23 protein-coding genes, 1 tRNA gene and 1 pseudogene are annotated in these 23,711 nt (G+C 62.5%); 8 read left to right on the top strand and 17 right to left on the bottom strand.

What is annotated here, in order from left to right; all coding sequences use genetic code 11:
* The first annotated feature begins 69 nt into the window (after positions 1-69).
* Positions 70-146: transfer RNA gene (locus tag NKJ04_RS30330), tRNA-His, on the top strand.
* 405 nt (positions 147-551) lie between these two features.
* Here the strand turns inward: NKJ04_RS30330 and NKJ04_RS30325 are convergent.
* Positions 552-766, bottom strand: a pseudogene (locus NKJ04_RS30325) (L-2-hydroxyglutarate oxidase); the annotation flags it as partial.
* A 318-nt stretch (positions 767-1,084) separates the two neighbouring features.
* Here NKJ04_RS30325 and NKJ04_RS30320 point away from each other — a divergent pair.
* Complete coding sequence (locus NKJ04_RS30320) at positions 1,085-2,431, top strand: NAD(P)/FAD-dependent oxidoreductase (protein WP_352679292.1); 1,347 nt, start codon at positions 1,085-1,087, stop codon at positions 2,429-2,431.
* 57 nt (positions 2,432-2,488) lie between these two features.
* Here the strand turns inward: NKJ04_RS30320 and NKJ04_RS30315 are convergent, their stop codons facing one another.
* The 6 genes from NKJ04_RS30315 to NKJ04_RS30290 form a co-directional block, all read right to left on the bottom strand.
* Positions 2,489-3,757, bottom strand: coding sequence for a D-tagatose-bisphosphate aldolase, class II, non-catalytic subunit (locus tag NKJ04_RS30315; protein ID WP_352679266.1), 1,269 nt, complete (start codon positions 3,755-3,757; stop codon positions 2,489-2,491).
* The gene (locus tag NKJ04_RS30310; RefSeq protein WP_128302642.1) at positions 3,757-4,743 is read right to left on the bottom strand and encodes a tagatose kinase; all 987 of its coding nucleotides are present in this window, start codon (positions 4,741-4,743) and stop codon (positions 3,757-3,759) included. The genes NKJ04_RS30315 and NKJ04_RS30310 overlap by 1 nt, the downstream gene beginning before the upstream one ends.
* Positions 4,744-4,899: 156 nt before the next feature.
* Positions 4,900-5,577, bottom strand: coding sequence for an HAD family hydrolase (locus NKJ04_RS30305; RefSeq protein WP_352679264.1), 678 nt, complete (start codon positions 5,575-5,577; stop codon positions 4,900-4,902).
* Positions 5,528-7,048, bottom strand: a complete 1,521-nt coding sequence (locus tag NKJ04_RS30300; RefSeq protein WP_352679261.1) for an FGGY-family carbohydrate kinase — start codon at positions 7,046-7,048, stop codon at positions 5,528-5,530. The genes NKJ04_RS30305 and NKJ04_RS30300 overlap by 50 nt, the downstream gene beginning before the upstream one ends.
* Before the next feature lie 160 nt (positions 7,049-7,208).
* Entirely contained in the window at positions 7,209-8,009 is an 801-nt protein-coding gene (locus tag NKJ04_RS30295) for a BtpA/SgcQ family protein (RefSeq protein ID WP_352679258.1), read from the bottom strand.
* A gap of 38 nt (positions 8,010-8,047) precedes the next feature.
* The gene (locus NKJ04_RS30290) at positions 8,048-8,908 is read right to left on the bottom strand and encodes a DeoR/GlpR family DNA-binding transcription regulator (RefSeq protein WP_352679255.1); all 861 of its coding nucleotides are present in this window, start codon (positions 8,906-8,908) and stop codon (positions 8,048-8,050) included.
* 165 nt (positions 8,909-9,073) lie between these two features.
* On the opposite strand from NKJ04_RS30290, the gene NKJ04_RS30285 reads away from it, so the two are divergent.
* The 6 genes from NKJ04_RS30285 (at position 9,074) to NKJ04_RS30260 (ending at position 15,058) form a co-directional block, all read left to right on the top strand.
* Positions 9,074-9,874 (top strand): SDR family NAD(P)-dependent oxidoreductase, encoded by an 801-nt coding sequence (locus NKJ04_RS30285; RefSeq protein ID WP_127292989.1) that lies wholly within the window; start codon positions 9,074-9,076, stop codon positions 9,872-9,874.
* A 175-nt stretch (positions 9,875-10,049) separates the two neighbouring features.
* Positions 10,050-11,225, top strand: a complete 1,176-nt coding sequence (locus NKJ04_RS30280) for an ABC transporter ATP-binding protein (RefSeq protein WP_352679253.1) — start codon at positions 10,050-10,052, stop codon at positions 11,223-11,225.
* Complete coding sequence (locus NKJ04_RS30275) at positions 11,222-12,046, top strand: carbohydrate ABC transporter permease (RefSeq protein ID WP_081734746.1); 825 nt, start codon at positions 11,222-11,224, stop codon at positions 12,044-12,046. Before NKJ04_RS30280 ends, NKJ04_RS30275 begins: the two co-directional genes overlap by 4 nt.
* A gap of 95 nt (positions 12,047-12,141) precedes the next feature.
* On the top strand, positions 12,142-13,437 hold the full coding sequence (locus NKJ04_RS30270) for an ABC transporter substrate-binding protein (RefSeq protein WP_352679249.1): 1,296 nt from the start codon (positions 12,142-12,144) through the stop codon (positions 13,435-13,437).
* 113 nt (positions 13,438-13,550) lie between these two features.
* Positions 13,551-14,465 (top strand): carbohydrate ABC transporter permease, encoded by a 915-nt coding sequence (locus tag NKJ04_RS30265; protein ID WP_127395315.1) that lies wholly within the window; start codon positions 13,551-13,553, stop codon positions 14,463-14,465.
* Between the two features lie 59 nt (positions 14,466-14,524).
* On the top strand, positions 14,525-15,058 hold the full coding sequence (locus NKJ04_RS30260; protein ID WP_127292981.1) for a hypothetical protein: 534 nt from the start codon (positions 14,525-14,527) through the stop codon (positions 15,056-15,058).
* 44 nt (positions 15,059-15,102) lie between these two features.
* On the opposite strand, the gene NKJ04_RS30255 is transcribed toward NKJ04_RS30260, so the two are convergent.
* The 10 genes from NKJ04_RS30255 to NKJ04_RS30210 all read right to left on the bottom strand — a co-directional run bounded on the left by NKJ04_RS30255 (position 15,103) and on the right by NKJ04_RS30210 (position 23,229).
* The gene (locus NKJ04_RS30255; RefSeq protein WP_352679245.1) at positions 15,103-15,696 is read right to left on the bottom strand and encodes a hypothetical protein; all 594 of its coding nucleotides are present in this window, start codon (positions 15,694-15,696) and stop codon (positions 15,103-15,105) included.
* The gene (locus NKJ04_RS30250; protein WP_352679243.1) at positions 15,693-16,283 is read right to left on the bottom strand and encodes a L,D-transpeptidase; all 591 of its coding nucleotides are present in this window, start codon (positions 16,281-16,283) and stop codon (positions 15,693-15,695) included. Before NKJ04_RS30250 ends, NKJ04_RS30255 begins: the two co-directional genes overlap by 4 nt.
* A complete protein-coding gene (locus NKJ04_RS30245; protein WP_352679240.1) occupies positions 16,267-17,430 on the bottom strand; it encodes a CpaE/TadZ family protein in 1,164 nt (387 codons plus the stop codon). The genes NKJ04_RS30250 and NKJ04_RS30245 overlap by 17 nt, the downstream gene beginning before the upstream one ends.
* Entirely contained in the window at positions 17,427-18,065 is a 639-nt protein-coding gene (locus NKJ04_RS30240; RefSeq protein ID WP_352679237.1) for a TadE/TadG family type IV pilus assembly protein, read from the bottom strand. Before NKJ04_RS30240 ends, NKJ04_RS30245 begins: the two co-directional genes overlap by 4 nt.
* Position 18,066: 1 nt before the next feature.
* Entirely contained in the window at positions 18,067-18,603 is a 537-nt protein-coding gene (locus NKJ04_RS30235) for a TadE/TadG family type IV pilus assembly protein (protein ID WP_352679234.1), read from the bottom strand.
* Between the two features lie 5 nt (positions 18,604-18,608).
* On the bottom strand, positions 18,609-20,057 hold the full coding sequence (locus NKJ04_RS30230) for a TadE/TadG family type IV pilus assembly protein (protein WP_352679231.1): 1,449 nt from the start codon (positions 20,055-20,057) through the stop codon (positions 18,609-18,611).
* Positions 20,058-20,129: 72 nt separating this feature from the next.
* Positions 20,130-20,417 (bottom strand): hypothetical protein, encoded by a 288-nt coding sequence (locus tag NKJ04_RS30225; protein ID WP_352679228.1) that lies wholly within the window; start codon positions 20,415-20,417, stop codon positions 20,130-20,132.
* On the bottom strand, positions 20,404-21,849 hold the full coding sequence (locus NKJ04_RS30220) for a type II and III secretion system protein family protein (RefSeq protein WP_352679225.1): 1,446 nt from the start codon (positions 21,847-21,849) through the stop codon (positions 20,404-20,406). Before NKJ04_RS30220 ends, NKJ04_RS30225 begins: the two co-directional genes overlap by 14 nt.
* A gap of 55 nt (positions 21,850-21,904) precedes the next feature.
* Positions 21,905-22,936, bottom strand: coding sequence for a Flp pilus assembly protein CpaB (gene cpaB / locus NKJ04_RS30215; RefSeq protein WP_352679223.1), 1,032 nt, complete (start codon positions 22,934-22,936; stop codon positions 21,905-21,907).
* A 95-nt stretch (positions 22,937-23,031) separates the two neighbouring features.
* Positions 23,032-23,229, bottom strand: coding sequence for a Flp family type IVb pilin (locus NKJ04_RS30210; RefSeq protein ID WP_352679220.1), 198 nt, complete (start codon positions 23,227-23,229; stop codon positions 23,032-23,034).
* Positions 23,230-23,711 lie beyond the last annotated feature (482 nt).

Raw genomic sequence — 23,711 nt, 5'->3', positions numbered from 1 at the left:
CCGTAAGGACGCATCGCCGAACGACAGAGCGGGCGGATGAGTTTCTGTTTCGATCCGCTCGGGCAACGTGCCGTTGTAGCTCAGATGGTTAGAGCGCCGGATTGTGGATCCGGAGGTCGCTGGTTCGATCCCAGCCAACGGTACCATAAATAGTCAGGTCATTTCAAAGACTTAAAGATTCTGGCTTAGCCAAGCTGGCTTGAGTGTCAGTGCATTCTGTGGACGTGTACCATAGGGAGCTCGTCGAGCTATGCCTATGACGGTCGAACCTGCGACGTCGGCCGTCGTTTCGCTTGAGATCTTTGCGCAGCCAAAAATGCCGGCGTCCACAGGAGGCTAACGCTTGCGGAAACCGCAGGCCTGAGGCCGAGCGGCTATAGCCGGCAGGCCAAGTACCTTCTCGCCGGGAGCGGAATTGCTGGCCCGGTGGTGAGCGGATCTGGTTCTGACGCAAAAGCTGCGTTGCCCGCGGCCGGTGCCCCAATCCCTTGGCCAAGACGGATACTCCAGCGTTCAGCGGGCGTTGCGGCTCCATGCATACCGCCTCGTTTTCAGCAGCCCTGCATGAGGCGATCTCGAATCATCTCTGCAATCGGGATCGCCGAGGAGGCGGCGGGTGAAGGGGCGTTGCAGACGTGCAGCATGCGGTCCGTTTGTGCGAACAGGAAATCATGGATGAGGGCACTGTCTTTGCGCACGGCTTGCGCGCGGATGCCTGCTTCGTGCGGGAGCAGGTCGCGAGGCCGAGGCTCGGACAGTATTTCCGGCCAACAGCATCAGGCTGCAGCCGGGATATGTCTCAACCAGCCGCATGGCCGTCGCCAGGTCGACGATGCCGCCGCCGATAACGCAATAGTGGGGCACGCTTGCACAGTCGCCAGCCTTTGGCCGGCAGTTTCAAAACTCATTGTCCAGAGGGACTTCCAGACCCGCGATCTGTCGCCGTCCTTGTCGGCAAGCAGTAGCTGACGATCAATCTCCTCGCGTGGTATCGACATTTCACGGCGGCCAGACATCGCTGCCCAGATCTCGCTGCCAGCGTGGACCGGATGTCGCCGCAGCATACCAAGAAGGACGGTGCTCTTTGACAATCTTCCCCTTCACCGAAGCCACCTCGATCCAGTTCCAGCAGCCCCTGCCGAAGACTTCGGACGTCGTGATCATCGGCGGCGGGGTCATTGGCGTGAGCACGGCACTGTTCCTGGCGCGACGGAACGTCTCGGTGACGCTGCTGGAAAAGGGCCGCATCGCCGCCGAGCAATCCTCGCGCAATTGGGGCTGGATCCGGCAGCAGGGCCGCGATGCCGACGAACTGCCGATCGTCATCGAAGCGCAGCGCCTCTGGCGGCAACTGGCGCAGGAATGTGGCGAGGACATAGGACTGAAGCAGACGGGCGTTACCTATCTTGCGCGGACAGACAAGGAGATGGCCGGTTTCGCGAAGTTTCTCGAGATTGCCCAGGCTCATGGCGTCGACACGCGTCTCCTCGACCAAGGTGAGTTGGCAAGCCTGATCCCGGCCATGTCGCGACCGTTCAAAGGCGCAATGATCACCCCATCGGACATGCGGGCGGAACCTTGGGTCGCGGTGCCCGCGCTTGCTCGCCTGGCGGCCCGCGAAGGTGTGACGATCATCGAGAATTGCGCGGCACGTATGCTCGACATCTCCGCGGGACGCATCAGTGGCGTCTGGACCGAGAAAGGGCGCATCGCGACCTCGAACGTCGTCGTCGCCAGCGGCGCGTGGACGTCGCTCTTCCTGCGCGCCCACGGCATCTCGATTCCGCAGCTCAGCGTCAGGGCGACCGTCGCCGCGACAGCACCGATGCCGGAGATCCACGCCGGTGCCGCCGCGGATGAACGCATCGCTTTCCGGCGCAGGCAGGATGGCGGGTATACGCTCGCATCGGGAGGCAGCAGCCAACTCTACATAGGGCCGGACGCATTTCGCCATGCGGGCAAATATTTCAGCGCCCTGATGGCCAATCCCTTCGGCACGCGCTACCTGCCGGCCGCGCCGCGAGGATACCCGGATGGCTGGTCGACGCCGCGCAGATGGAACGCGGATGAAAAAAGCCCTTTCGAACGGATGCGGGTCCTCAATCCCGCTCCCGAGACGTCGGCGCTCCGCGCCATCGACCGCGGGTTCAGGGAGCTTTTCCCTCAGTTCACGACTGTACCGCTCAAGGCGAGCTGGGCGGGCATGATCGATGCGATGCCTGATGTCGTGCCCATCGTCGATCGCGCCGCTGCGATCCCGGGTCTCGTTATAGCGACCGGGATGAGCGGCCACGGCTTCGGCATCGGACCCGGCATCGGCCGTGTGTTGTCCGACCTCGTCCAAGGCAACGAGACCGGGCACAACCTCTACAGGTTCCGTCAATCCCGTTTCAGCGACGGCAGTCCGATCCGATTGGGGCCATCGCTGTAAGCGTTCCTGCCGCCCGCCAGCCCATCCGCTCTGGCCCTGAAGGACCGGACGAGGATCTCAGGTGCCGCATGCCCGGGCGTAGGCCTCGATGCTCCGCCGGACGTGACCGATCGCGATCTCCTCGACGTCGCAGGCCCGGTCAGCCCATGTGACTGCAGAAGGCAGGTGCTGGAGAAACAGCATCACCGGCACCTTGCGGCCGTTCAACGTATCGAAGAGACGGTTGCAGGCGGCACGGGCTTGCGGGATCGCCCAATAATATCGGATGCGATCGGAATAGGAGTAGTGGCGCAGCGTCCGCTTGTCGGCATCGCTTCCATGATAGTGGCTTGCCCAATTCTTGGGGGTGCCTTGCATCAGCTCTTCCATTGCGTGGTAAAGCGGCCGCTCGCCATAGTCAGGCACCAGGTCGGAAGCGATCAGGTCGAGCGCGTACAGCGCCTCGCGCAGCTTGAAGGTCAGCTCGGGTCCGACCTTGAGGACGGCGAAGCCGTCCTCGACGAGTTCACGCAACGGCCTCTCACCCTGATAGTCCGTCGAATGGGCTTCGAAAATGAGCGACGGCAATCTGTCGAGGGTTGCCGCCAGGTCGCCGGCCTTGGTCCGATCGTAGAAAATCACATTCTGGTTGCCGAACTCCACGCCCGGCTGCACGACAAGCCCGATGACGCGGGAAAATGCGCTTTCAAGCCCGGCGGTTTGGAACGCCTGGGCGTGAATGGCATGTGTCTGGCTACCCGCCTCCGGACTGGTCGGGGTGATCGCATCCAAAGCGTGATCGGCGCCACCGGGCGGCGGCACCTCCGTCCCGATGATGTAGACCGGGCTTGCCCCGCCGCTCTGCGCTGCCGCCTGCTCCGCGACGCCCGCCAGCCTGGCCGCGCGCCCGGCCACCGTGTGGTCGTCTAGCGTCGCCGGTTCACCCGCGCAGCCCATCGAAGCATCGAGGTGGATCTTGCGGAAGCCGGCGCGGACATAGGCATCGACCATCGTCCCGGCCTGCGCCATCGCCTCCTCGGCGGGCCGGTCTTTCCAGGGATTAGGGCCGAGATGATCCCCGCCAAGCACGATCAGCTCTTCCGGGCACCGCTCGGCTGCCGCGAGCGCTTCCACCATCGCCGCGAAATCGGCCGGCGTCATGCCCGTATAACCGCCCAGATGATTGACCTGATTGCACGTCGCCTCGATCAGCACGGTGGTGCCGGTTTCCCGGCCGTGGCGTAGTGCGGCTTTAAGCACCAGCGGGTGCGCCGAGCACACCGAGGTCACCCCGATTTTCTTCCCGTCCCTGTGCAGGGCCGGCAAATCTTCGATCGCCACACGCATCAATTTCTTCTCGCCGTTCTTGCCATGAAATCTTCCAGCTCGGCCGGCGTGCCGGCTCCCTCCATGGGACCGTGGCGTGTGACGTTGCGCGCCCCTGCCGCGTTGGCGAATTCGAGCGCCGTCTGCAGCGCCATGCCCAGCCGCCGGCATGCGACATAGGCTCCCCCGAAACAGTCGCCGGCCCCGGTGGGGTCCGTTTCCTCGACGATCAGGCCGGGGCAATCGGCGCGGGCTCCGGTGCTTTGACGGGCTGACGCGCCATGTTCGCCGCGCTTCACGGCGATCTCCTTGACCCCTCGTCTGAACAGCGCCTCGATCGCGCGTTCCTCGCCGTCCGTGCCGGCGGCCAGGAACAATTCATTGCCCGACGGCAGCAGCAGGTCCGCTTCGTCCACCAGACCGGCGAATTTCTCCTCGGTCTGGCCGTGCGCCAGCAATTCCTTGCGCAGGTTCGGATCGAGCGACATCGTGCCGCCGCGTGCCTTGATCAGCGGGATCGCGCGTTCGGTGATCGCCCAGGCTGCGGGACTTGCGAACACCGTTCCCATGACATGGATATGCCCGCAACGCGCGATCAGCGCCTCGACCTGCGGGGTCCATTCCAATCGAGCGGCGGCGGATTTGGCGATGTTGTAGACGAAATCGCGGCTTCCGTCCGTGCGGTAGCGAACAAAGGCGCTGCCCGTCGGATAATCCGGGGAAACAGCGATGGCGGAAGTGTCTACGCCGTCCCGCTTCAGGCGCTCCACGTTGACGACGCCGAAATCGTCGTCGCCGACCACGCCCACCATTGCGGCCGCTCCGCCCATACGTGCGCATTGATCGATGAAGATGGCGGGCGCGCCGCTCGGAAAGGGGCCAATGAGGTCGATAGGTTCCCGGAAGCCGGTGCCTGTCTGCCTCGCGACGATCTCTACCAGGATTTCTCCAATCGTCACGGTTGGCCCGAGCGAGTCCGCTGCAAGTGTTTGGGGGAGGTCGTTCATCAAGCGTCCATCCTGGTGTGGTGTCGTTTGCGGTTTCACGACGCCGAGGCGCAAGGGGGATTCCTACCGGTCGATGTGAATCGATCAGTTGCCATCACGCTACGATCCTGAATGCATGGTCAAGCGCACACCTGGAAGGTAACGACGCGCAAACCCTCAGCCTGGAAACAGATCCAGGATCGACGACAGACGGTTGGTGCTGAGATCGACGTCGCCGAGCAGGCCGCCGCTGGGGAGATAGCCAACCACGAACAGACCGGCGGCTCGTGCTGCCTTAGTGCCGGTGCGGCTGTCTTCCACGGCCACCACCGACCCTGGAGCTACGGCGAGCTGCCGGCAGGCCTCGCGATAGGGCGTGGGGTCGGGCTTGCCGGCCGACACGTCGTCGAGGCTGATTGTGAGACTCATATGATCGAGCACGCCGAGCGCATCGAGATTGGCATTGACGACTTGCCGGCCGGAATTCGAGACGCAGACCTGCGGGACGCCGCGGTCAGCCAGGGTCCGAATCGTCTCGACCGCCTCGGGGATTGGGACGGCGTTCGCCCGGTTCGCGACGTAGTGGGCATTGATAGCGGCGAGCCACTCCGCCTGGTCGAGCCCGACTGGGAGACGCGGACGCAGCATTGTCCAGACGTCGCCCATATGGATGCCGCGAAAGGCTTGGTCGGGCAGGTCGTCAAGATCGACGTTCCAGTTGCGGCAGCCGGCGAGGAGGGATTGATGATGCAACGGCTCGCTGTCGATCAGCGTTCCGTCGATGTCCAGGCGACGGCGCGATACATCACGATGACGATCCCGCTCTGGTCGCGCCAGGAGCCGACAGGCGCGCATAAAGATCGCGATAGCGGCGATAGCCGTCGCGGTAGATGTCAGCCTTGCGCGGGTCGGGATCGAGCCGGTCGGCGAAGCTGACGAAACCGGAAACGCCCGACCAGTCGTCGGTTAGGCCGACGCCGATCGCCGCCGTCCAGGCAGCGCCGATGCAAGAGCCGGGGTGCCCGGTCAGGCGTTGGACCGGCTTTTGCAGGACATCCGCGACAATCTGCATCCAGACCTTGCTGCTTGAGCCGCCGTCGGAGGCGAGATAGCGCTCGGTCCGGTGGCCCATGTCGTTGAGCACCTCGACATGATGCGCGATGGCAAAGGCATAGGCCTCGAGCAAAGCGCGCCAGACATGGCCGATATCGTGCGACAGCGTCAGCCCATCGATCACGCCACGAGCCGCTGGATCATGGATCGGCGTCTTCTCGCCGAGGAAATAGGGCAGGATGATGAGGCCATCGGCACCGGCGGGACGCTCTGCCGCCAGCGCATCGAGCCGCTGGTGTACCGAAATACCCTCGGCCTGTGCCGCGACCATCTCGCCGCCGGCGAAATTGCGTACGAACCAGTTGAGGCCCGAGCCGCCGGTCGACATGCAGCCATTGGGCATGAACAGGCCCGGCACCAGATGGTAATCGAGATACATGCGCGGATCTGGCTTGATCTGATCGGTGGCGATCAGGATATCGACCGAGCCGCCGAATTTCAGGAGGACATCGCCTGCTTTGGCAACTCCGGCGCCGAGCGCGGAAGCGATCATGTCGGCCGCACCACCGACGACAGGTGTTCCCGCCATCAGGCCGGTCTCATCCGCGGCCTTCGCCGAGACGGAACCGAGGATCTCATGCGAGGCGATCTTTCGTGGCACGGCCGAGCGCGGTATGTGAGCGAGCGCCACCAGATCGTCGTCGATCCGGTGCGTCGAAACATCGACGAAGCCGGCCTCCAGCGCCCAGTTCTGCTCGACCGCACGTTCGCCGGTGAGGCGCCAGTTGATATAGTCATAGGAGCCGAAAACGGTGGCGATGCGGCTGAACACCTCCGGCTCGTGACGCTCTATCCAGCGCAGCTTTGCGGTGACGAGCTGTTGGTTGATGCCGTTGCCGGCCTTGGCGATGAAAGCCGCCTCATCGCATTCGGTCCGCAGTTCGGCCACTTCGGCGCCACAGCGGCCGTCGCTCTGCTGAATGCTTGGCCGCAGCACTTCGCCCTGGTCGTCCAGGAGAACGACCGCCGGCAGCATGCCGGTGGTGCCGACCGCCACGATCTCCTCGGCCTTGATGCCGCTGGTCCTGAGCAACTCCTGCACGATGTCGCGGACATTGATCCACCATTGCGCGGGATCTTCCTCGGCCCAGCCCGCATGCTCGGAATGCAGCGTGACGGGGCGCGAGGCGAGGCCCAGCACCTGATCGGGAAGCCGGATCAGAATGCCGATCGTCGAGGTGGTGCCGATATCGAGACCGAGAACGAACGTCATGTCGAATCCATTGAAATGCCGGGAAGGGCAGGCGGGCGAACCTGTCTGCCTCGTTGTGTCCCACTGCTCGATACCAGTCGATCATTCCGGACGCCGGCCCGCAACGATCGATATGATCACCGCGAGCCGGCGGTGGCCGGCATCGCCGTGGAAGCCGTCCTCAGCGCAAGGTGGCGACAACGTCCATGAAGCGCTTGACCCGATCGCCGTCGACGGCGTTCCAGGTATTGCCATCGATCTTGAAATGGGTCCCGATCACGACGCCGCTCGCCAGCGAAAGGACATCGCGGACATTGTCGAGGTTCACGCCGGTGTTGGCGAAGACCGGCACGTCCTTGATCGTCTCGCAGACGCTGCGCAGGTGGGACTGGTCGGCCGGCTGGCCAGTGATCGGACCGGAAACGAGGATGGCGTCGGCCATCGACGAGAACACCGCGCTCCTGGCGCGCAATTCAATAGGACGCTGGTCGAGCGAGTGTGCGAACTCTGCATTGATGTTGAAGAGAAGCTTCATGTCGTCGCGGCCAAGATTGTGCCGCAGGCGCGAGGCGGCGGCGCAATCGGGCTCCCACAAGCCCATGTCGGAAGCGAACAGGCCGGTGAAGATCTCGCGCACGAAACGGGCTCCGGTGGCAGCCCCGATCGCGACGCTGGCGGTCGGATCCCAGAGATAATTGACGCCAAACGGCACTTTCAGTTCGGGCTTCACCGCCTGGACGATCGCAGTCATGGCGGCAATGCCTTCGGGCGGCGCCTTGAAGACATAGGGGCGGTCGTTCTCGTTGCCGAACATGATGGCATCGACGCCGCCGCTCTGCAGCTTGCGAATGTCGGAGAGCACGCCATCGATCAGCTTGTCCAGGCCGCCATCGGCATCATAGAGGGGCGTTCCCGGCAGGGCACCGATATGTGCCATCGAGATGACAGCCTTCTTCTTGTCGCCGAAAAATTCAAATACCATCGAGTCGTCTCCTTGGGGATAAGTGAAAATGTTGCGCCTCAGTCGCGCGTCAGCGGCGGCGCGATGCGCAGGTCGACTTTGGCCGCGGCGAGCGCCGCGGCGATCTTGGCCGGCGGCTCGGCATCGGTGATGAGGATGTCGACGTCCGACAGTGGCGCTATCCGCACCAGCGACATGCGCAGGAATTTGGCGGAATCGCAGAGCACGATCTTGGTGCCTGAGCGTCTCAGATAGGCGCGCTTCATATCGGTATCATCGAAGGAATAGTCGAAGAGGCCGTCCGCCGTGATGCCGGAGACGCCGATCACGGCGACATCGAACCACAGCGCCTCGAACTGGGCGATGGCCGCGGGCCCGCCGGTCGACATCTCGTCGGCCCGTACACGGCCGCCAGCAACATAGACTTCGGGCACACCGCCGTTCAGCGCCGCCGCGATCCTGAGGCTGTTGGTGAACACCTTGGCGTGCGGAAGGTCCTTGAGGTGCTCGGCCATCAGATAGGTGGTGGTGCCGACATCCAATGCGATCGTGCGGTATCCCGAAACCAAGCCGGCCGCGGCGGCGGCAATCGCGGCCTTCGGGTCGCGGCGCTGGCGCAAGCGCGAATCGAAACTCGGCTCCTCACTGTCCATGGCGACCAGCGGCGGGTTGTCCGCCTCGATCGCACCTCCGTGGATTCGCACAAGCCTACCCTCGCGTTCCAGTTCGACGAGATCGCGGCGGATCGTCATGTCGGAAACGGCGAGTTCGGCCGCTGCCGCGGCGACGGTGAGCGACCCCGTCCGGCGCAGGAAAGCGAGGATGCGGGCTTGTCGATCGTGCGCGAGAAGGCGCTGACGATCGGCATCACGCGGTGCGCCATGCGTGGACGATAGGGGAGAGGCGGTGTCGTCGGCCATCGATGTATCCGGTGGGTAAGCCGCTGACGAAGCGGTCTGCAACTTCAACTCTACCGCATGATCGAACATTTTCAAACAAAAATATGTTTGCAGCGTTCGAATTTATTGGTATGCATCTCGATATCAACAGATCGCATTCCGCCACCAAGCAGAGAGAATACGACCATGCCGGCTGTCTCCGTCATTCCTCCAGTGCTTGCCGAACTCGCGGGCAAGCGTGCCTTTGTGACGGGTGGCGGCGCGGGGATCGGTCGCGCGATCGCGACCGCCCTGACGCGGCAGGGTGTCGCCGTGGCGATCGGCGATCTGGATCCCGACGCGGCGCGCAAGGCGGCCGAGGAGATTGGCGGCGGTGCCGTCGCCGTCACGGTCGATGTTCGCCGTCGCGATTCCGTCGAGGCGGCCTTTGCCGCCGTACTGGAAGCGCTTGGCGGCTGCGACATCCTGATCGCCAATGCCGGCGTGTCCACCATGCAGCATGCGCTGGATCTGACCGACGAGGAGTGGGACTTCAACTTCTCGGTCAATGCGCGCGGGGTGTTCCTCGCAAATCAGATCGCTGGACGGCATTTTGTCAAGCAGGGCACGGGCTGCATCGTCAACACCGCCTCGCTTGCCGCGAAGGTCGGTGCGCCGCTCCTAGCGCATTATTCGGCGTCCAAGTTCGCCGTGCTCGGCTGGACGCAGGCCTTTGCCCGCGAGCTCGCGCCCAAAGGGATACGCGTCAATGCCGTCTGCCCGGGGTTCGTCAAGACCGGCATGCAATCGCGAGAAGTCGAGTGGGAGGCGCATCTGCGGCAAGTCACGCCCGAACGGGTGGTCGCCGACTATATCGCGCAGACGCCGCTCGGCCGGCTCGAGCTGCCGGAGGATGTCGCCGACGTCGTCGTCTTCCTCTGTTCGGATCAAGCCCGCTTCATGACTGGCCAGGGGGTCAACGTGACCGGCGGCGTCTACATGACCTGACGGCTTTTGGCGGCTGTAACCGGATCCTGATGCTGGCACGCGCCATCCAAAAAAAGTGAACACATATGATCAGAAGGCAGGCTTTCAATGTTATATTTTGTTCTCTAAGATGACCGTTCGCTCGACTCCGGCCTTCGGCGTTCAGCCGGGTCAGACGGGTTCATGAGGAAAGTCTATGGCGTCTATCGAGCTCGATCGCGTTTCCAAGCTCTACGGCAATGGCAATTACGGGGTGCATGAGGTCGATCTCACCATTCCTGACGGTGAATTCGTGATCTTTCTCGGCCCGTCGGGATGCGGCAAGTCGACGACGCTGCGGATGATTGCCGGCCTGGAGAGTATCTCTTCCGGCGATCTCCGCATCGGTGGCAAGAGCGTCGCCAATGTCGCGCCGCGCGACCGCAACGTCGCGGTGGTTTTCCAGAGCTACGCGCTCTATCCGCATATGTCGGTGCGGCAGAATATGGCCTTCGGGCTGAAGATGCGCGGCACCGACGCAGCGGTCATCGATGCCAAGATTGCGGACGCCGCTAACCTGCTCGGGCTGCAGAATCTTCTCGGCCGCAAGCCGGCAGCGCTTTCGGGCGGCCAGCGGCAGCGTGTCGCGCTCGGCCGGGCGATCGTTCGCGAACCGGCGGCCTTCCTGCTTGACGAGCCGCTGTCCAACCTCGATGCGCAGCTGCGTGCAGAGATGCGGCTCGAACTCGTCAAGCTGCACCGGCGCCTTGGCCGCACCATCGTCCATGTCACGCATGACCAGGTCGAGGCCATGACCATGGGCGATCGCATATGCATCATGCGCGATGGTCGCCTGGTCCAGGCCGGCCGGCCGCTTGAAGTCTATGCCGACCCGGTCAACACCTTCGTCGCGCGCTTCCTGGCGACGCCGCCGATGAACCTCATTCCGGCCACGCTTCAGCCCGCACCTGGCGAAGGGCTCTCCGTCGTGACCGACAGTGGTGCCGTGCTTACCGTCACCGCCCGCCACCGCAACGCCTATGGCGAGCGTGTCGGGCGCCGCGTCATTCTGGGCGTTCGAGCCGAAGATTTCCACGAACGCGCCGACAAGCCGGACTGGCAGAAGATTGCCGTACGGGTCGTGGCCGTCGAGGCTCTCGGCGCCGAGAACGTCCTGATCGGCCAGATCGCGGGTCAGGCCACCGGCAAGGATCATGCCCACCCCGCCGGAGACGACAAGCCGTTGGAGATCGCCGCCCGCCTGAGCCGTTATTTCACGGCGCCCGTCGGCTCGATCGTCGAGCTCTACATCGACCCGCTGCCAATGCACCTGTTTGATCCCGAGACCGAACTGGTCATCGCGCGGCCGAGCCTCATGGGGGCCACTCGATGATGGACAGAAACGAACGGCCTGCCTTTCGCCGCCGCTTCGGCCTGCATTTCGGGCTGATTGTCGTTTGCGCCATCGTGCTGCTGCCGCCGCTCTGGGTGCTGCGGACGAGCTTCGTGCCCGAGCAGCTATCCTACAGCAACGAGCTGATGCCGGCCTTTACGACGGACAATTATTCGGCGCTGCTGTCAGGTCGCTTCGGTCAGTCCTACCTCAACAGCCTGATCGTCGCGCTCGGCTCGGTTCTGCTCGCTTTGCCTTTCGCCGCCACCACCGGCTATGCCTTCGCCCGCTTCCGTACGGGCGGTCGTTGGGCGCGCTTTGCCGTTCTGGCGACGCAAATGCTGCCGCCCGTGGCGCTGGTGCTGCCGACCTTCACGCTGTTCCGAAGCCTGGAGCTCAGCAATTCGCTGACCGGGCTGATCATCGTTTATGCCGCGCTCAACCTGCCTTTCCTGACCTGGATCCTGATGGGCTTCTTCGAAGGCATTCCAGTCGATCTGGAGTGGGCGGCGATGACCGACGGCGCGACCGCCTGGGGCGCCTTCTGGCGCATTGTGCTGCCGGTGTCGATGCCCGGTATCGCGGCCGCCGGCGTGCTCGGTTTCATCCTGGCGTGGAATGAGTTTTTGTTTGCCCTGGTTTTGAGCGGGCCGAAGACGGCGACCATACCGGTTGCGCTCGCCGCGTTGCAGACCTCGAACGGCGTCCAGATCGCCAAGGTTTCTGCCGGCGTCGTGCTTGCCATCCTGCCGCTGGTCGTGGCTTCCCGCTTCATCCAGCGTTTCATCGTCCAGGGCTTGACGTTCGGCAGCGTGAAATAGGCCGGCCGCTCCGAGAGCCGACATGGCTCGCTAGCCGGTTAGGAAATCGTGGCGGGATCACCGCCGCGTCCAGAGGGAAAGAGGAGTAGAGAGTTATGACTTGGAACAAGCAGACCTTGATCAAAATGCTGATGACGGCCGTGAGCGGGGCAGCTGTTGTCAGCGCATCGCTTCCGGCCAGGGCGGCTGAGCCCATCACCTTGCACGCCTTGATGGAGGACGTGCCGGAAACCAAGATCATCGAAGCGCTGTTGCCCGAATTCGAGAAGCAGACCGGCATCAAGGTCGAGTTCGAGAAGATCGGCTATCCCGACATGCACGACAAGCTGGTGTCCCAGCTGACCGCGCCGCAGAGCTACTACAATGTGCTCGAGGTCGACTTCCTGTGGGCCGGCGAATTTCCGGCCGCCGGCTGGCTCGCCGATCTGAAACCCTTCGTCGAGAAATCCAAATACGATCTGAGCCCCTTCATTCCCTCGACGCTTGACCTGCTCGGCCGGACCAAGGACCAGCTGTTTCTGGTGCCCATGTACAACTACTCGATGGGCCTCCTCTACCGCACGGACCTGATCGGCGACGAGAAGCTCAAGGCCGCCTACAAGACGGCAACCGGCAAGGAGCTCGCTTTGCCGACGACGCTCGAAGACTATGTGACGATTTCCAAATTCATGAAGGCCAATGCCGGCGTCGCCGGAGCCGCGATGCAGGGCCAGCGCGGCGATCCCAACAGCATGGAATTCTCCAATTACCTGTTCTCCGCCGGCGGCAGCTATCTCAATGCCGACGGCAAGGCGAGCCTCGACACGGCAGAGGCCAAGAAGGCGCTCGATCTCTATGTCGACAACATCCAGCACGGCGCCCAGCAGGGTGCCGTGTCGGCGACGCTCGACGACACCATGCGCCTGATGTGCAGCGGTTCGGCCTTCAGCATGGTCACCTATTGGTGGATGCTGCCGCAGATGGACGATGCCGTGAAGTGTCCGACGGTCGCCGGCAAGGTCGCCCTGTCGGTGATGCCGGGTGGCCACGGCGAAAGCGGCGGTTGGGGCTGGGGCATTCCCAAGAACACGTCGCCGGAAGAGCAGGAAGCCGCCTGGACCTTCATCCAGTGGGTGCAGAGCAAGGATGTTTCGGTGAAGCGCGCGCTCGAGGGCCACGCGCCCGTGCGCAGCGATGTCTATGCCGATGCGGCGGTGCTGGCGAAATATCCCTTCTACAAGACCGCCGAGGATGTGGTGGCGACCGGCAAGTCGTTCCCGATCTTCACCTATTCGGCGCAATACGAGGATCTGCTCGGTACCCAGCTCTCGCTGGCGGCTGGCGGCCAGGCGACATCGGACGCGGCGCTGAAGGCGGCTTCCGACGGCTTGCAGGGGCTCCTCGATAAATAGCGGTCCGGCTCGGCAAGGAGATCCGGCGCGGCGGTGTCAGCCGCGCCGGATCTTGTCCAGACCCCGGATCTTGACGAGATCAGCAACGCCACCCCGACCAAGGCTCGGCTACGATGCACAATGCGATCAAAAAAGGATGGGCTGCCCGTGGCCGCGAGTGGCGGACCGGCTGGGCCTTTGCCTTGCCCGGCCTGCTGCTGCTGGCGATCGTGATGGGCTTTCCGCTGGCCTATGCCTGCATCCTCTCGATCTCCTCGATGACCTTGATCAAGCCGCAGCTTCTGCCGCTTGTCGGGTTCAAGAATTTCGCCTCGATGATCGGCGATGAGCTGTTCTGGAACGCACTCTGGCTCACCGTGCGCTATTCGGCGGTGACGGTGGTCGGTGAATTCGTGATCGGGCTGGGCATCGCCCTGATGCTCAACCGGACGGTCCGGATGAAGCCGGTCTATTTCGCGGTTCTGACCATTCCCATGGCGATGTCGCCGATCAGCGTCGCCTTGATCTGGCGCATGCTGCTCCAGCCCAATCTCGGCATCGCCAATCATCTGATGGAAACGTTCGGCCTGCCGCGCCTCGACTGGCTCGGCACGCCAGGCATGGCGCTCTGGACGATGGCGGCGATCGACATCTGGCAGCAAATGTCCTTCGTCGTGCTGATCCTCGCCGCGGGGCTCGCCGCTTTGCCGCGAGATCCCTATGAGGCAGCTGAAGTGGATGGCGCACGCGGCTGGCAGCAATTCTTCTACATCACGCTGCCGATGCTTCGGCCGGTCGCGGCGATCACCATCATCATCCAGCTGATCAACGAGTTCCGGACCTACGATCTGCCCTATGTCCTGACCAAGGGCGGGCCAGGCAATGCGACCGAAGTGCTGAGCTTCTTTGCCTATCGCCGTGCCTTTCTCGGCCTTTCGCTCAACGAAGGCGCGGCAGCCGCGTTCGTGCTGCTGCTGATCGTCCTTCTGCTCACCGTGATCTTCTTCGCCGTCCTCGAACGCTCGCAATCGGGAGAGGGTCGGAAGTAGGCTGTTAAGCCTTGAGCAATCTATACGGCCTATCCTGGCTTGCAGATTGTCGAGGGAACATGAAACGCAAGCCGCTTCTGCTTTTCGCCTTTCCGTTTCTCATTCTGGCGCTCCTGGCAGGGGAGCGCATGGCGACCTTGTTGCTGGGCACATACCCAGCCAGCCCGACCGCATGGTGGCTATGGCTTGAACTGCGCCCTCTGTCGACGGTGCTTTGGCAGCAGGTCGATGTCTGGCTGGGCGGCTCCATGGCTGTCGACGCCGTCATTCTTGCCGCGGCAGCGATCGTCTGCTGGGTGGCGTGCCACACCAAAAAGTCGGCATTCTCGTTCCTCGCCAACCACGTCGCCTTGATTTTCGCTGGCCTGATGATCGCCGTCGGCAGCCATTCGGAAACGGCGAGCACGATTGCCGAATTCACGTCGCCCAAGGGTCTTCCGTATTCGCTGGCCGTCGATTTCACCTTGAAAAACAGCCTGGTTCTGCTTTTGGGCATCGTGGCCTGTGCCTACTGCCACATCGCCTTCCTCACTGAGGCGCGGGAGCGGTCCGTCCGGGCCATCCGTATCCTGGCGCTGCAGCGCGATCTCTAGACCGATCGCCACCTGCAACCCGCCCGCTCCGGGCTCTGCCGGGTCTAGTTGATCCGGCGGTAATAGACCTTGCCGTCGGGCTGCTGGATGCGCTGGTAGTTGGAGCTTGGAGCAGGGGGCGAGGCCGATGCGATTCTCTTCCTGGGTGCGGGCGCTTCGATGACGCCGGGTTCGCTCGCGCTCTCGCCGTCGAGGGCTTCGGGCGCTTGCGCCAGCGTGCTGGTGGCGAATTCGGACGGTTCTTCCGCACCCGGCATGGCCTCGCCGCCGGCGACCGGCGCATTCTGCCCCAACCGGGCAATGCTGGCATCGATCTCGTTGAAGCTGCCTTGCAACTGGCTGTCCAGTTTCTCGAACCGGCTCTGGAAGCCGTTGTTGACCGTGTCGAGCCGGGCCGCGATCCGCTGCTCGAACGCGCCGAGCTGCTCCAGCCGCGCTTCGACGAAACGCAGGTCGCTCATGCCCCGATAGAGATAGACCGCGGCCGCCATGTTGATCGCGGTGATCAGAAGCGCGCCACCGGCGACGATGACGCCGATCGTCCTTGCCTTGCTGGGTTTCTCGGTGGCAGCCGGTTCGCGCTGTTCCTGGTTTCCGATATCGATCGCCGGCATGTCCGGTTCGCTGATCATCGTCATTGGACCACCACCTTTGCGCCGACCGCGACGCGTTTGAAAAGATCGATCACATCCGTATTGGTGAGACGAAAACAGCCCGATGTCCCGTCGAAGCCGACACCCGACGGGTCGTTGGTGCCGTGTATGCGGTAGAGCGTGTCGCGCCCGTCCCGCGACAGGTAGAGCGCCCTTGCGCCGAGCGGGTTGTAGGGGCCGGCGGGCACCATTTTCGGCAGCTCCGGCTGGCGGGCGCGCATTTCCTGCGGCGGGCGCCACTCCGGCCATTCGGTCTTCGCCCCGACCTTAACGGTGCCGGTCCAGCCGAACCCGTCGCGTCCGACGCTGATCTGGTAACGCAGCGCCTGGCCCTGGCGGGTCACCAGGTAAAGCGCCTTCTCGTCCTTGCGGATGATGATCGTGCCCGGCTGCTCGGCGGTTCTAAAGGCAACGGCCTTGCGCAGGCTGGGCCCCATCGCCGGCAGCGGCGGCCGCTCCGAAAGCGCCGATCGCGCCTCGGCGAAGTCGTGGACGGACAGCGCCAGCGCCACGCCGAGCGCACATGCGCCGGCGAGCTTTGGGCCGATCCGATATCTATCGGGCAGCGTCATCGAGCCGCTCTTTGAACATCCGCTTCAGATCCTTGTTGAAGCGCGCCCGCCCATCCACTTCCGATGGCGGAATAGCCCTGTTCAGCGCATCGGTCAGAAGCGCGTTGTCGAGCGCCACCGACTTGATGTGCGGCGCCTTGAAGATCTTCTCGAGCTCGCTGCGCGAAAAATGGTTCCCGAACCATTTGCGCTTGTGCTTGTTGGCGACCAGCGTGATCGAGACCGCATTGCCGCGCAGCTCGCGGATCTTCTTGTAGAGCCGCTTGCCTTGCCGCAGCGAAGCGACGTTGAGCTCGAACACGATGAAGATCTCGTCGCTCGTCGACAGCACGGAATTGTGCCAGGGCGTTTCGAGATTGGGCAGGTCGATGACGATGTCGTCGAAGCGGTAGGCGACGAGGTCGAGCAGCCGGAAGACGAAATCGCTGCCATGCGGCTCGAACGGCAGTTGCGGCCGCTCGAACGCGTAGAGGGTGAGGCCGGACGGGCGCGACAGCTTGATGACGTCCATCAGCTCGACATCGAGCCGCTCCGGCTGGCCGATGATGCCGGCAAGGTCGAACTGGTTGAACAGATTGAGATAGGCGCCGCAATTGGCGCTCTGGAAATCCAGGTCGACGAGACAGGTGGACGCCCCGCGCTCGGCCGATTTCGACGCCAGGAATTCGGCCGCCGACAGCGCCAGCGTCGTCGCGCCCGCGCCGCCGCTGGCGCTGATGAAGGTGATGATCCGGCTCTTCGTTCCCTGGTTGCCGGTATCGTGGAAGGTCACCGCATTGAGCAGCTCCTTGCCGTCGAGCGGCTTGTGCAGCCAGTCCGAGGCGTTCATGCGCACCAAAACGCGCGTCTGCTCCGAGGTCAGCTCGTCGGAAACCGCGATCAGCGGCACGGCAGCCCACAGCGCGCGCGCCTCGACGATGCCGGGCCTGCCGAGCAGCTCGCCATTGCCGAGATCGAGGATGACGATGCCCGGGCGCGTATCGGCCGGCGGCCCCTTGAGGAAGTCGCTCGTCTCGGAAACCCTGACATCATAGATCGCCAGCGCGTCGAGCCGCGTCGCTACATCGCGCTTGAACTGCGGATCCGACGAAAACAGCGCCACCTGCTTGCGCTTGGTCGGCGTCACCTTGGTGTTGATGGCATTCATGGCGCGGTACTCTTTAAATCTTCGCCCGTGACGGTGCTCAGCATGGAGGGCATTGTGATGTTGTTGAAACCCATCAGTCCTTTGAGGAAGAAGAACTGGAAGGTCAGGTTCTGCAAATTGACGGTGATTGTCGGAACCGGCCCACCCAGACGGGTCTGGAATCCGAGCCCGGTGGCCGCGTAGGTGACGACGATGTTGTCGCGGTGCAAGCCCGGGAAGAAGTGGCACATACCAGGCCGTTGGTTCGCGCCTAGCGCGGGGCACGTATTGTCGTTGGTGTACGTGGTGTCACCTCTGAAGATGATGCTGAACCCGGCAGCGCTGAATTTGGCAGAATCGCCATTACATGCCCCGGTGTTGCCGGTGTACTTGCAGACGAATGGCGCATAAGCACCAGCGCTGACGGGTGCGCCCGGCGTCGTGGTCGGAGCCGCCGTAGCAAGCGCGGTCGCAACAGGATCGGAAATGGAAGCCAACCGCGCACCGACCTGAACCGTTTTAGTCGCCGCGTTCCACTGATAGAAGGCGTAGCCAAAATCGACGAAACCGAAAACCAGAGCGAACAGCAGTGTCGATACGATGGTCATTTCCACCATCGCCGCGCCGTCTTCCGATTTTACGAAACGCCTGATCATTTCAGAACCGGATCAACCGCTCCTCGTGCAAACCATGAAGCGTGATCGGGCCTATGCCGATAAATGTCAGCATGCCCACGTCATCGTAAGCCAAGTCGCTCGATGCCCTGACGATGCAGACCTGCTCCGTGGTGGAGCGGTACTTGGTGACGCCGGCTACCACGGCGTCGTGACAGGAGCCGCTGTCTGCTATAGTCACCGTCACATCCGTTTTCTGCCAGCCCGTTACGCGGGGATTGCCTGTGTTCGCCACTTCGCCGAACACCGCTATGTTGGAAGCGATGTCGGCGCAATTGATCGCCGTGAACCCCGCGTCGGTATAGTCGACATACAGTTGGCTGTTGCAACGTGCTGCGAAGCGCGCCGCGTCCGAAAGCCCAGCCTCCATAAGAAGTTTTTGGTGGATCAAATTGCCAAACTCGAACACCCCTGCCGACAGGATCAGCATCAGCGGCGTGATCAGCGTCATTTCGACAAGCACCGCCCCGCGGTGGTCGCGTCGAAATTGATCGAGGTGGCGGAACAGGGTTCTGATCATCGACATCATCGGTAAAGTTGCACTTCATCACGCAGGAAATTGTCGAGTGTCCCGCGACCGCCTTTGCCGGTGATGTCTACCAATTCGCCATAAATGTCCTTGGTATTCTTGATAGGCTCGGTGATGAAGAAGCTAGCGAAGGCGCGGACAGGAACATTGGGGATCTTGCCGGAGAACTTGGCTCCGGAATCGGCGACCGCCAGACAATCGATTATCGCTCCATAAAGAAGTCTGCGGTCCACTGTGGTCACTGGAGTTGCTCCGCAGGCCGGTCCGCCGCGCTCCCCGCCTTTGGAGACGTCATTGATGCGATTGTTCTTATTCTCGTACTGGTAGACCTCGTAGCGGGTGGAATTGTTGGTAAGACCATTTGGAAGAGATGTGTCCGGCGGATGGTTGGCGACCCAATATTGGGTCGGGCTCCAATCGCCGGCACCCATCCGGCCGCTCATGTTGGGGCAAGTCGTGCCATTGGCGAAGCAAGAATCCTCGTTGAGGCCGACGCCAAGCGCAGGGTTGGTCTGGAAGTTTACCTGCCCGCTGCTGCAATTGATGCTAGTCAGGCCCATGCGGACATTTTTGGCTGGGCCACTTGTGGCGCTTCCGAAGTACTGCTTGGCGATACCGAAACGTGAATTGAGGCCGTCCTTTACCGGGCCGGCATTTTGCCCTGGCTCGGTCGTGACGCCATCCCTATCGTAGCAGCCCGGTGGCTTGGTGCTTGCCAGAGCAGCTTCAAGTCCGGGGGCTCCATTCCCGGCCGGCGATTCGAGAAAGGCAAAGTTTCCGGGTTCATACGAGCCGTTCATACGCATCAATATTTGCTTTCGCCTCCAGTCCTGACTTGCCGCCGCTTCTTCGAGTGTGACGATACGATCACGCTCCATTTGCTCATACGGATTGCAGATAAAAACCGGAGTGTAGTCGCAGACCGAACTGTCAAATCCGGCCACGGCTACTGCGCCAACCGTGAAGGAGTTGCTGGCACCGGAAGACAAAAAAGAAGCCGGGAAAATTGCGGCGAAGCCGACAGGCGTCACCTTGACCTCCACGAAACGGGCCAGCTTGGCATCTGTCACTTCGTTGGCGATGACGTTGGCGTCCGCGATAGGCAGGTTGTCCGTGGCCGGGAGCGATTTGAGATAGCGCCTGGTTACACCCGCGGCAGCCAATGCCTGCGGTCCTGGCGTGGTCGTGAAATTGTATTGGTTGGCGACCAGAGTAGCGAGGGCGTGGTCGCCGCGAGTGATGCTGTCCGATCCTCCGTCAAGCTCTGCTGCTGTGGCGAGGGCCAGCGCATCCGCGCCCTTTTGCAAATCATTGTGCAGGTTGTTGACGCGGCTCATGTCGATCGCCAGCAGCGAAAAGCCGATGATCGCCGGCAACGTGACGCTGACGAGGATCAGCGCTATTCCCCTCTGGTCGTGCCAGAACGCGCGAATAGTTCGCAGCATGGCCTTACTCTTTGCTCCCCTGACGCCAGGTTCCCTCGTATGGCCTGGCGCACTGAAACCGCATCCTTTTCCTCAATTCGCCGCCGGCGTACCGACATTGACCGTGATCGCCGGCGGCGGTGGTGGCGGCGGTGGAAATCTGTAGTTGTGGGCGACACCGGCAGCGCGCGCGCCGTCGCCTTCGATCTTCGTATTCCTTGAATTCGGATTGAGCGGGTCGACCGTCTGCAGCATCGAGTTGAATTTCTGCGTGTCGCCGGCGGCCAGGGTCACCGAATCGTAGTGGTTCAGATAGTCCGCGGCGCAGCCCGACAGCGCACCGGCGCACAGCACGAGGATCAAGGCACTATTTCTTGACATAGAGCATCTTGTCCTTCGATTTGAAGTCCAGCATGTGGCCATAGGGGCCGGTGACGCCTTCGCCCAGTTCATACTTGCGAACCATGTCCTTGGTCACTTCAAGCTGGCCGAGCACGAAGAATTCCGGATCGTTGGCGGGCCGCGTCTTGTCGAAAGGCGTCGCCAACTGCTCGCCGGGCTTCACCGGCCGCACGATGTGCGGCGTGACGATCACGACCAGCTCGGTTTCTTCCTTCTGGTTGCTCGAATTGCGGAACAGCGTTCCCACGATAGGCACCTGGCCGAGCCACGGCACCTGGTTCTGCAGCTTGGTGGTCTTACTGGACAGCAGGCCGCCGACCGCGAAGCTCTGGCCGTCGCGCAATTCGACGACGGTTGTCAGCTTGCGGTTGGTGAAGATCGGGTCGCCGGCTGTGGTGAAGCCGGTCAGGTCGCTGACCTCCGGCGCCAGCTTGATATGGATCTTGTCGTCTACGAGCACGACCGGCGTGAACACGAGGTTGACACCGAACTGCTTGTAATCAATCTGGATCAGGCCGTCTTTGTCGACGCTGCGGATGGGGACTTCGCCACCGGCATTGAAGCTGGCCGGCTCGCCGGAAAGCGTGGTCAGGTTGGGGTTTGCGAGCGTGCGCACCACGCCCTTGGCCTCGAGCGCCTCGATGTACAGATCGACTTTGATGTTGCTGTCGATGACGCGCGTGAGCAACGCTCCAAAGGGAGTGGAGTTGGACAAGAGATTGCTGAGCAGCCCGCCCGGTCCGAGCACCACTTTGTCTTCGTCTACGGCAGCAATTCCGGTTCCGGTGCGAGTCGTACCATCGCCGTTCGTGCTCTTGATCGACACGCCGAGGTCGCGACCCGCATTGCGCTTGGCTTCCAGCACGCGCACTTCCAGATTGACCTGCTGGCTGTCGTCTACGATAACCGAGTTGATGACAGCGTCCGGGCCATATTGCTGCGCAACCTCCAGGATCGACGCCAGCGTGGCGCCGTCCTTGACGTGACCGCCAAGTCTCACCCTGCCGTTGACCGAGCCGATTTCGATGCGCGACTTTGGCGCCACCTGGCGGATCGCCTGCGCCATGTCGCTGACATCGACGCCGACCTCGATCTGGAGCGCGCCGAGCGAGCGCTTGTCCGTGGAAAACAGATTGACCGTGGTGGTGCCCGCGCCCTTGCCGATGACATAGAGCGTGCGGTCGGTCATCGGTTGGGCATCGGCGATCTTCTCGTCGCCGACGACGATGTCACCCAGATTGGCGCTCACCTGGATCGTCACCGATTGCGACATCGGCAGGAAAATACGATGGACGGCGGGGGTCGACACATCGATGAAGCGATCAGCCGCACCGGCCGCCAAGCCCGACAGCAACAGCGCCGCCAGACAGGGCAACGCGGCCGCCGCCATCCCTAACCAAGAACCCCGCATCCCCGTCTCCCCAATCGCTGCCGGTGGCAGCCCCGTTCCGTTTCGCCGCACTTAGCTATTGTTGTCGCGGCACGTCATATGTCTCGAGCTTCACGCCCCGGAAAACGCCGATCGTTGCCCGTGCCGGAGGCTCAGGCTGCACGTATTTGACCACTTCCTTGAGGACGGGCTGCGGTGCCGCCACCACAACCGGAGCGGGCTTCACCTTGCCCAACTCGTCTAGGCGGCTTCCCACTTTTTCCACGGCCTGGGTCAAACCGGCAATCTTGTCTTCCGCGCGCTTGCGCTCCTCGGCGGCAGCGGCTTCTGCTGCAACTTTCTTTTCGAGTTCCGCCTGCCTGGCGGCGACATCGGCCGGCGTTTCGCCGGTCAGGTCGGAAAGCGTCACACGTTCCGTCGTTTCGCCGTTGCTGGCGGCGGCCTGGCGCAGTGCCAGCGACAATTGCCCGGCACCTGCCGCCAGGGTCAGCTTCTGCGCATCCCTGGTGCTGGCCTCGAGCGTCACGGACTTCACCACCGTCGGACTGTCCTTGCTTTCGTCGGCGACCTGGTCGACGGCGAGCACCTTCATGCTCTGCAGCAGCACGTCGACAAAACTCTGATCCGCGCCTTCTGCGTTGCGCACCGTGCGTGTCAACAGCACATCGACGCGGTCGCCCGGGAAAACGAAGCCGGCGACGCCCAGCACGTCGTTGACGCGGATGGAAACGGCCTTCATGCCTTCGCCCAGCACCGCCGAAAGCGTGGCGCGCTGCCCGGGGCCGGTGACTTTGGTGGCAAGAATAGGTTCGTTGACGCCGATCGCCTGTAATGCCTGTTTCGAGTCGCCTGTTAGAAGTTCTTTGGTCGTCTTGAAGGCCCCAGCCGGAACCGCGCCGGTAGGCCACGCGACTTCACGCAATTTGTCGGCGGACAGCGTGTCGCCGAACTTAAGTGCCACCGCAGCCACCACGACCGTGTCGCGCTGGACGTCATCCGTCCGTGCCATTGCACTGCGCTGGTTGGCCAGCCAGACATTGGCGAGCACAACAGCCAATACGCCGAATACGCCGGCAAGGACGATCATGATGACAGTGTTAGCCCGCATAGCCCCAACTCGCTCGATAGGCGGCTCTTTCGACCGCTTGTTTTCTTAAGGTAGAAAGAGGGCCCAGGCTTTTCATGCCTGGGCCCTCCAAGCCTTCACGGAGCCGGAGTCGGAGCTGCGGTCTCCAAGGTGGTATTGAGCGTCGTCCACTGGTTGCCAACCCAGGTGCCTACCAGTGCCACGGTGGCGATAACAGCCACGGTGATAATGCCGAGCAGAACAGTGTATTCGACCATTGCAGCGCCGTTTTCGTCGTCGCGGAACTGCCGGGTCATCGTCATGAGCTTCTTCATGTCAATTTCTCCTTTTGGAGGTTGAACCCGACGAGACAGAGCTAGGTGATGAACCCCATACCCAAGCATCCCCCGTCATCTCGATCCTAGGTCCCGAGAAAACGCAGAGTCAAACGACATTAAGGGTTCCTTAACTTTCATGTACATGATTCGGCAAGAAGATTACAGTTCTGATTTACGCAACAGTTTGATTCCTTTCATTTTTCAAGCGCCTTAACCATTCATTCACAATTTGGCCCCGGATGTGGCAACAATGCAGAAGTATTAGCACCAATGCATATTCCTTTATATCTAATGGGTTAGCTGCGCATATCGGGCCGGTTCCTCCTGGGAGATCGGATGAGCGCGGAACGCGGAACCGAGCCTCTGCCCGCGAACCGACAGCCATATCAAATAAGCGCGTTATTACAGCCTCGTGATCTTAACTATGTAGAAAGTATTGAGGGTACGGCAGCCACTTGGGCGCTTGTGCCTCCCGTGGT

The organism is Mesorhizobium sp. M0618, from assembly GCF_040320765.1.
In the GTDB taxonomy this organism is placed as follows: domain Bacteria; phylum Pseudomonadota; class Alphaproteobacteria; order Rhizobiales; family Rhizobiaceae; genus Mesorhizobium.
This window is presented reverse-complemented; position numbering and strand designations above follow the sequence as displayed.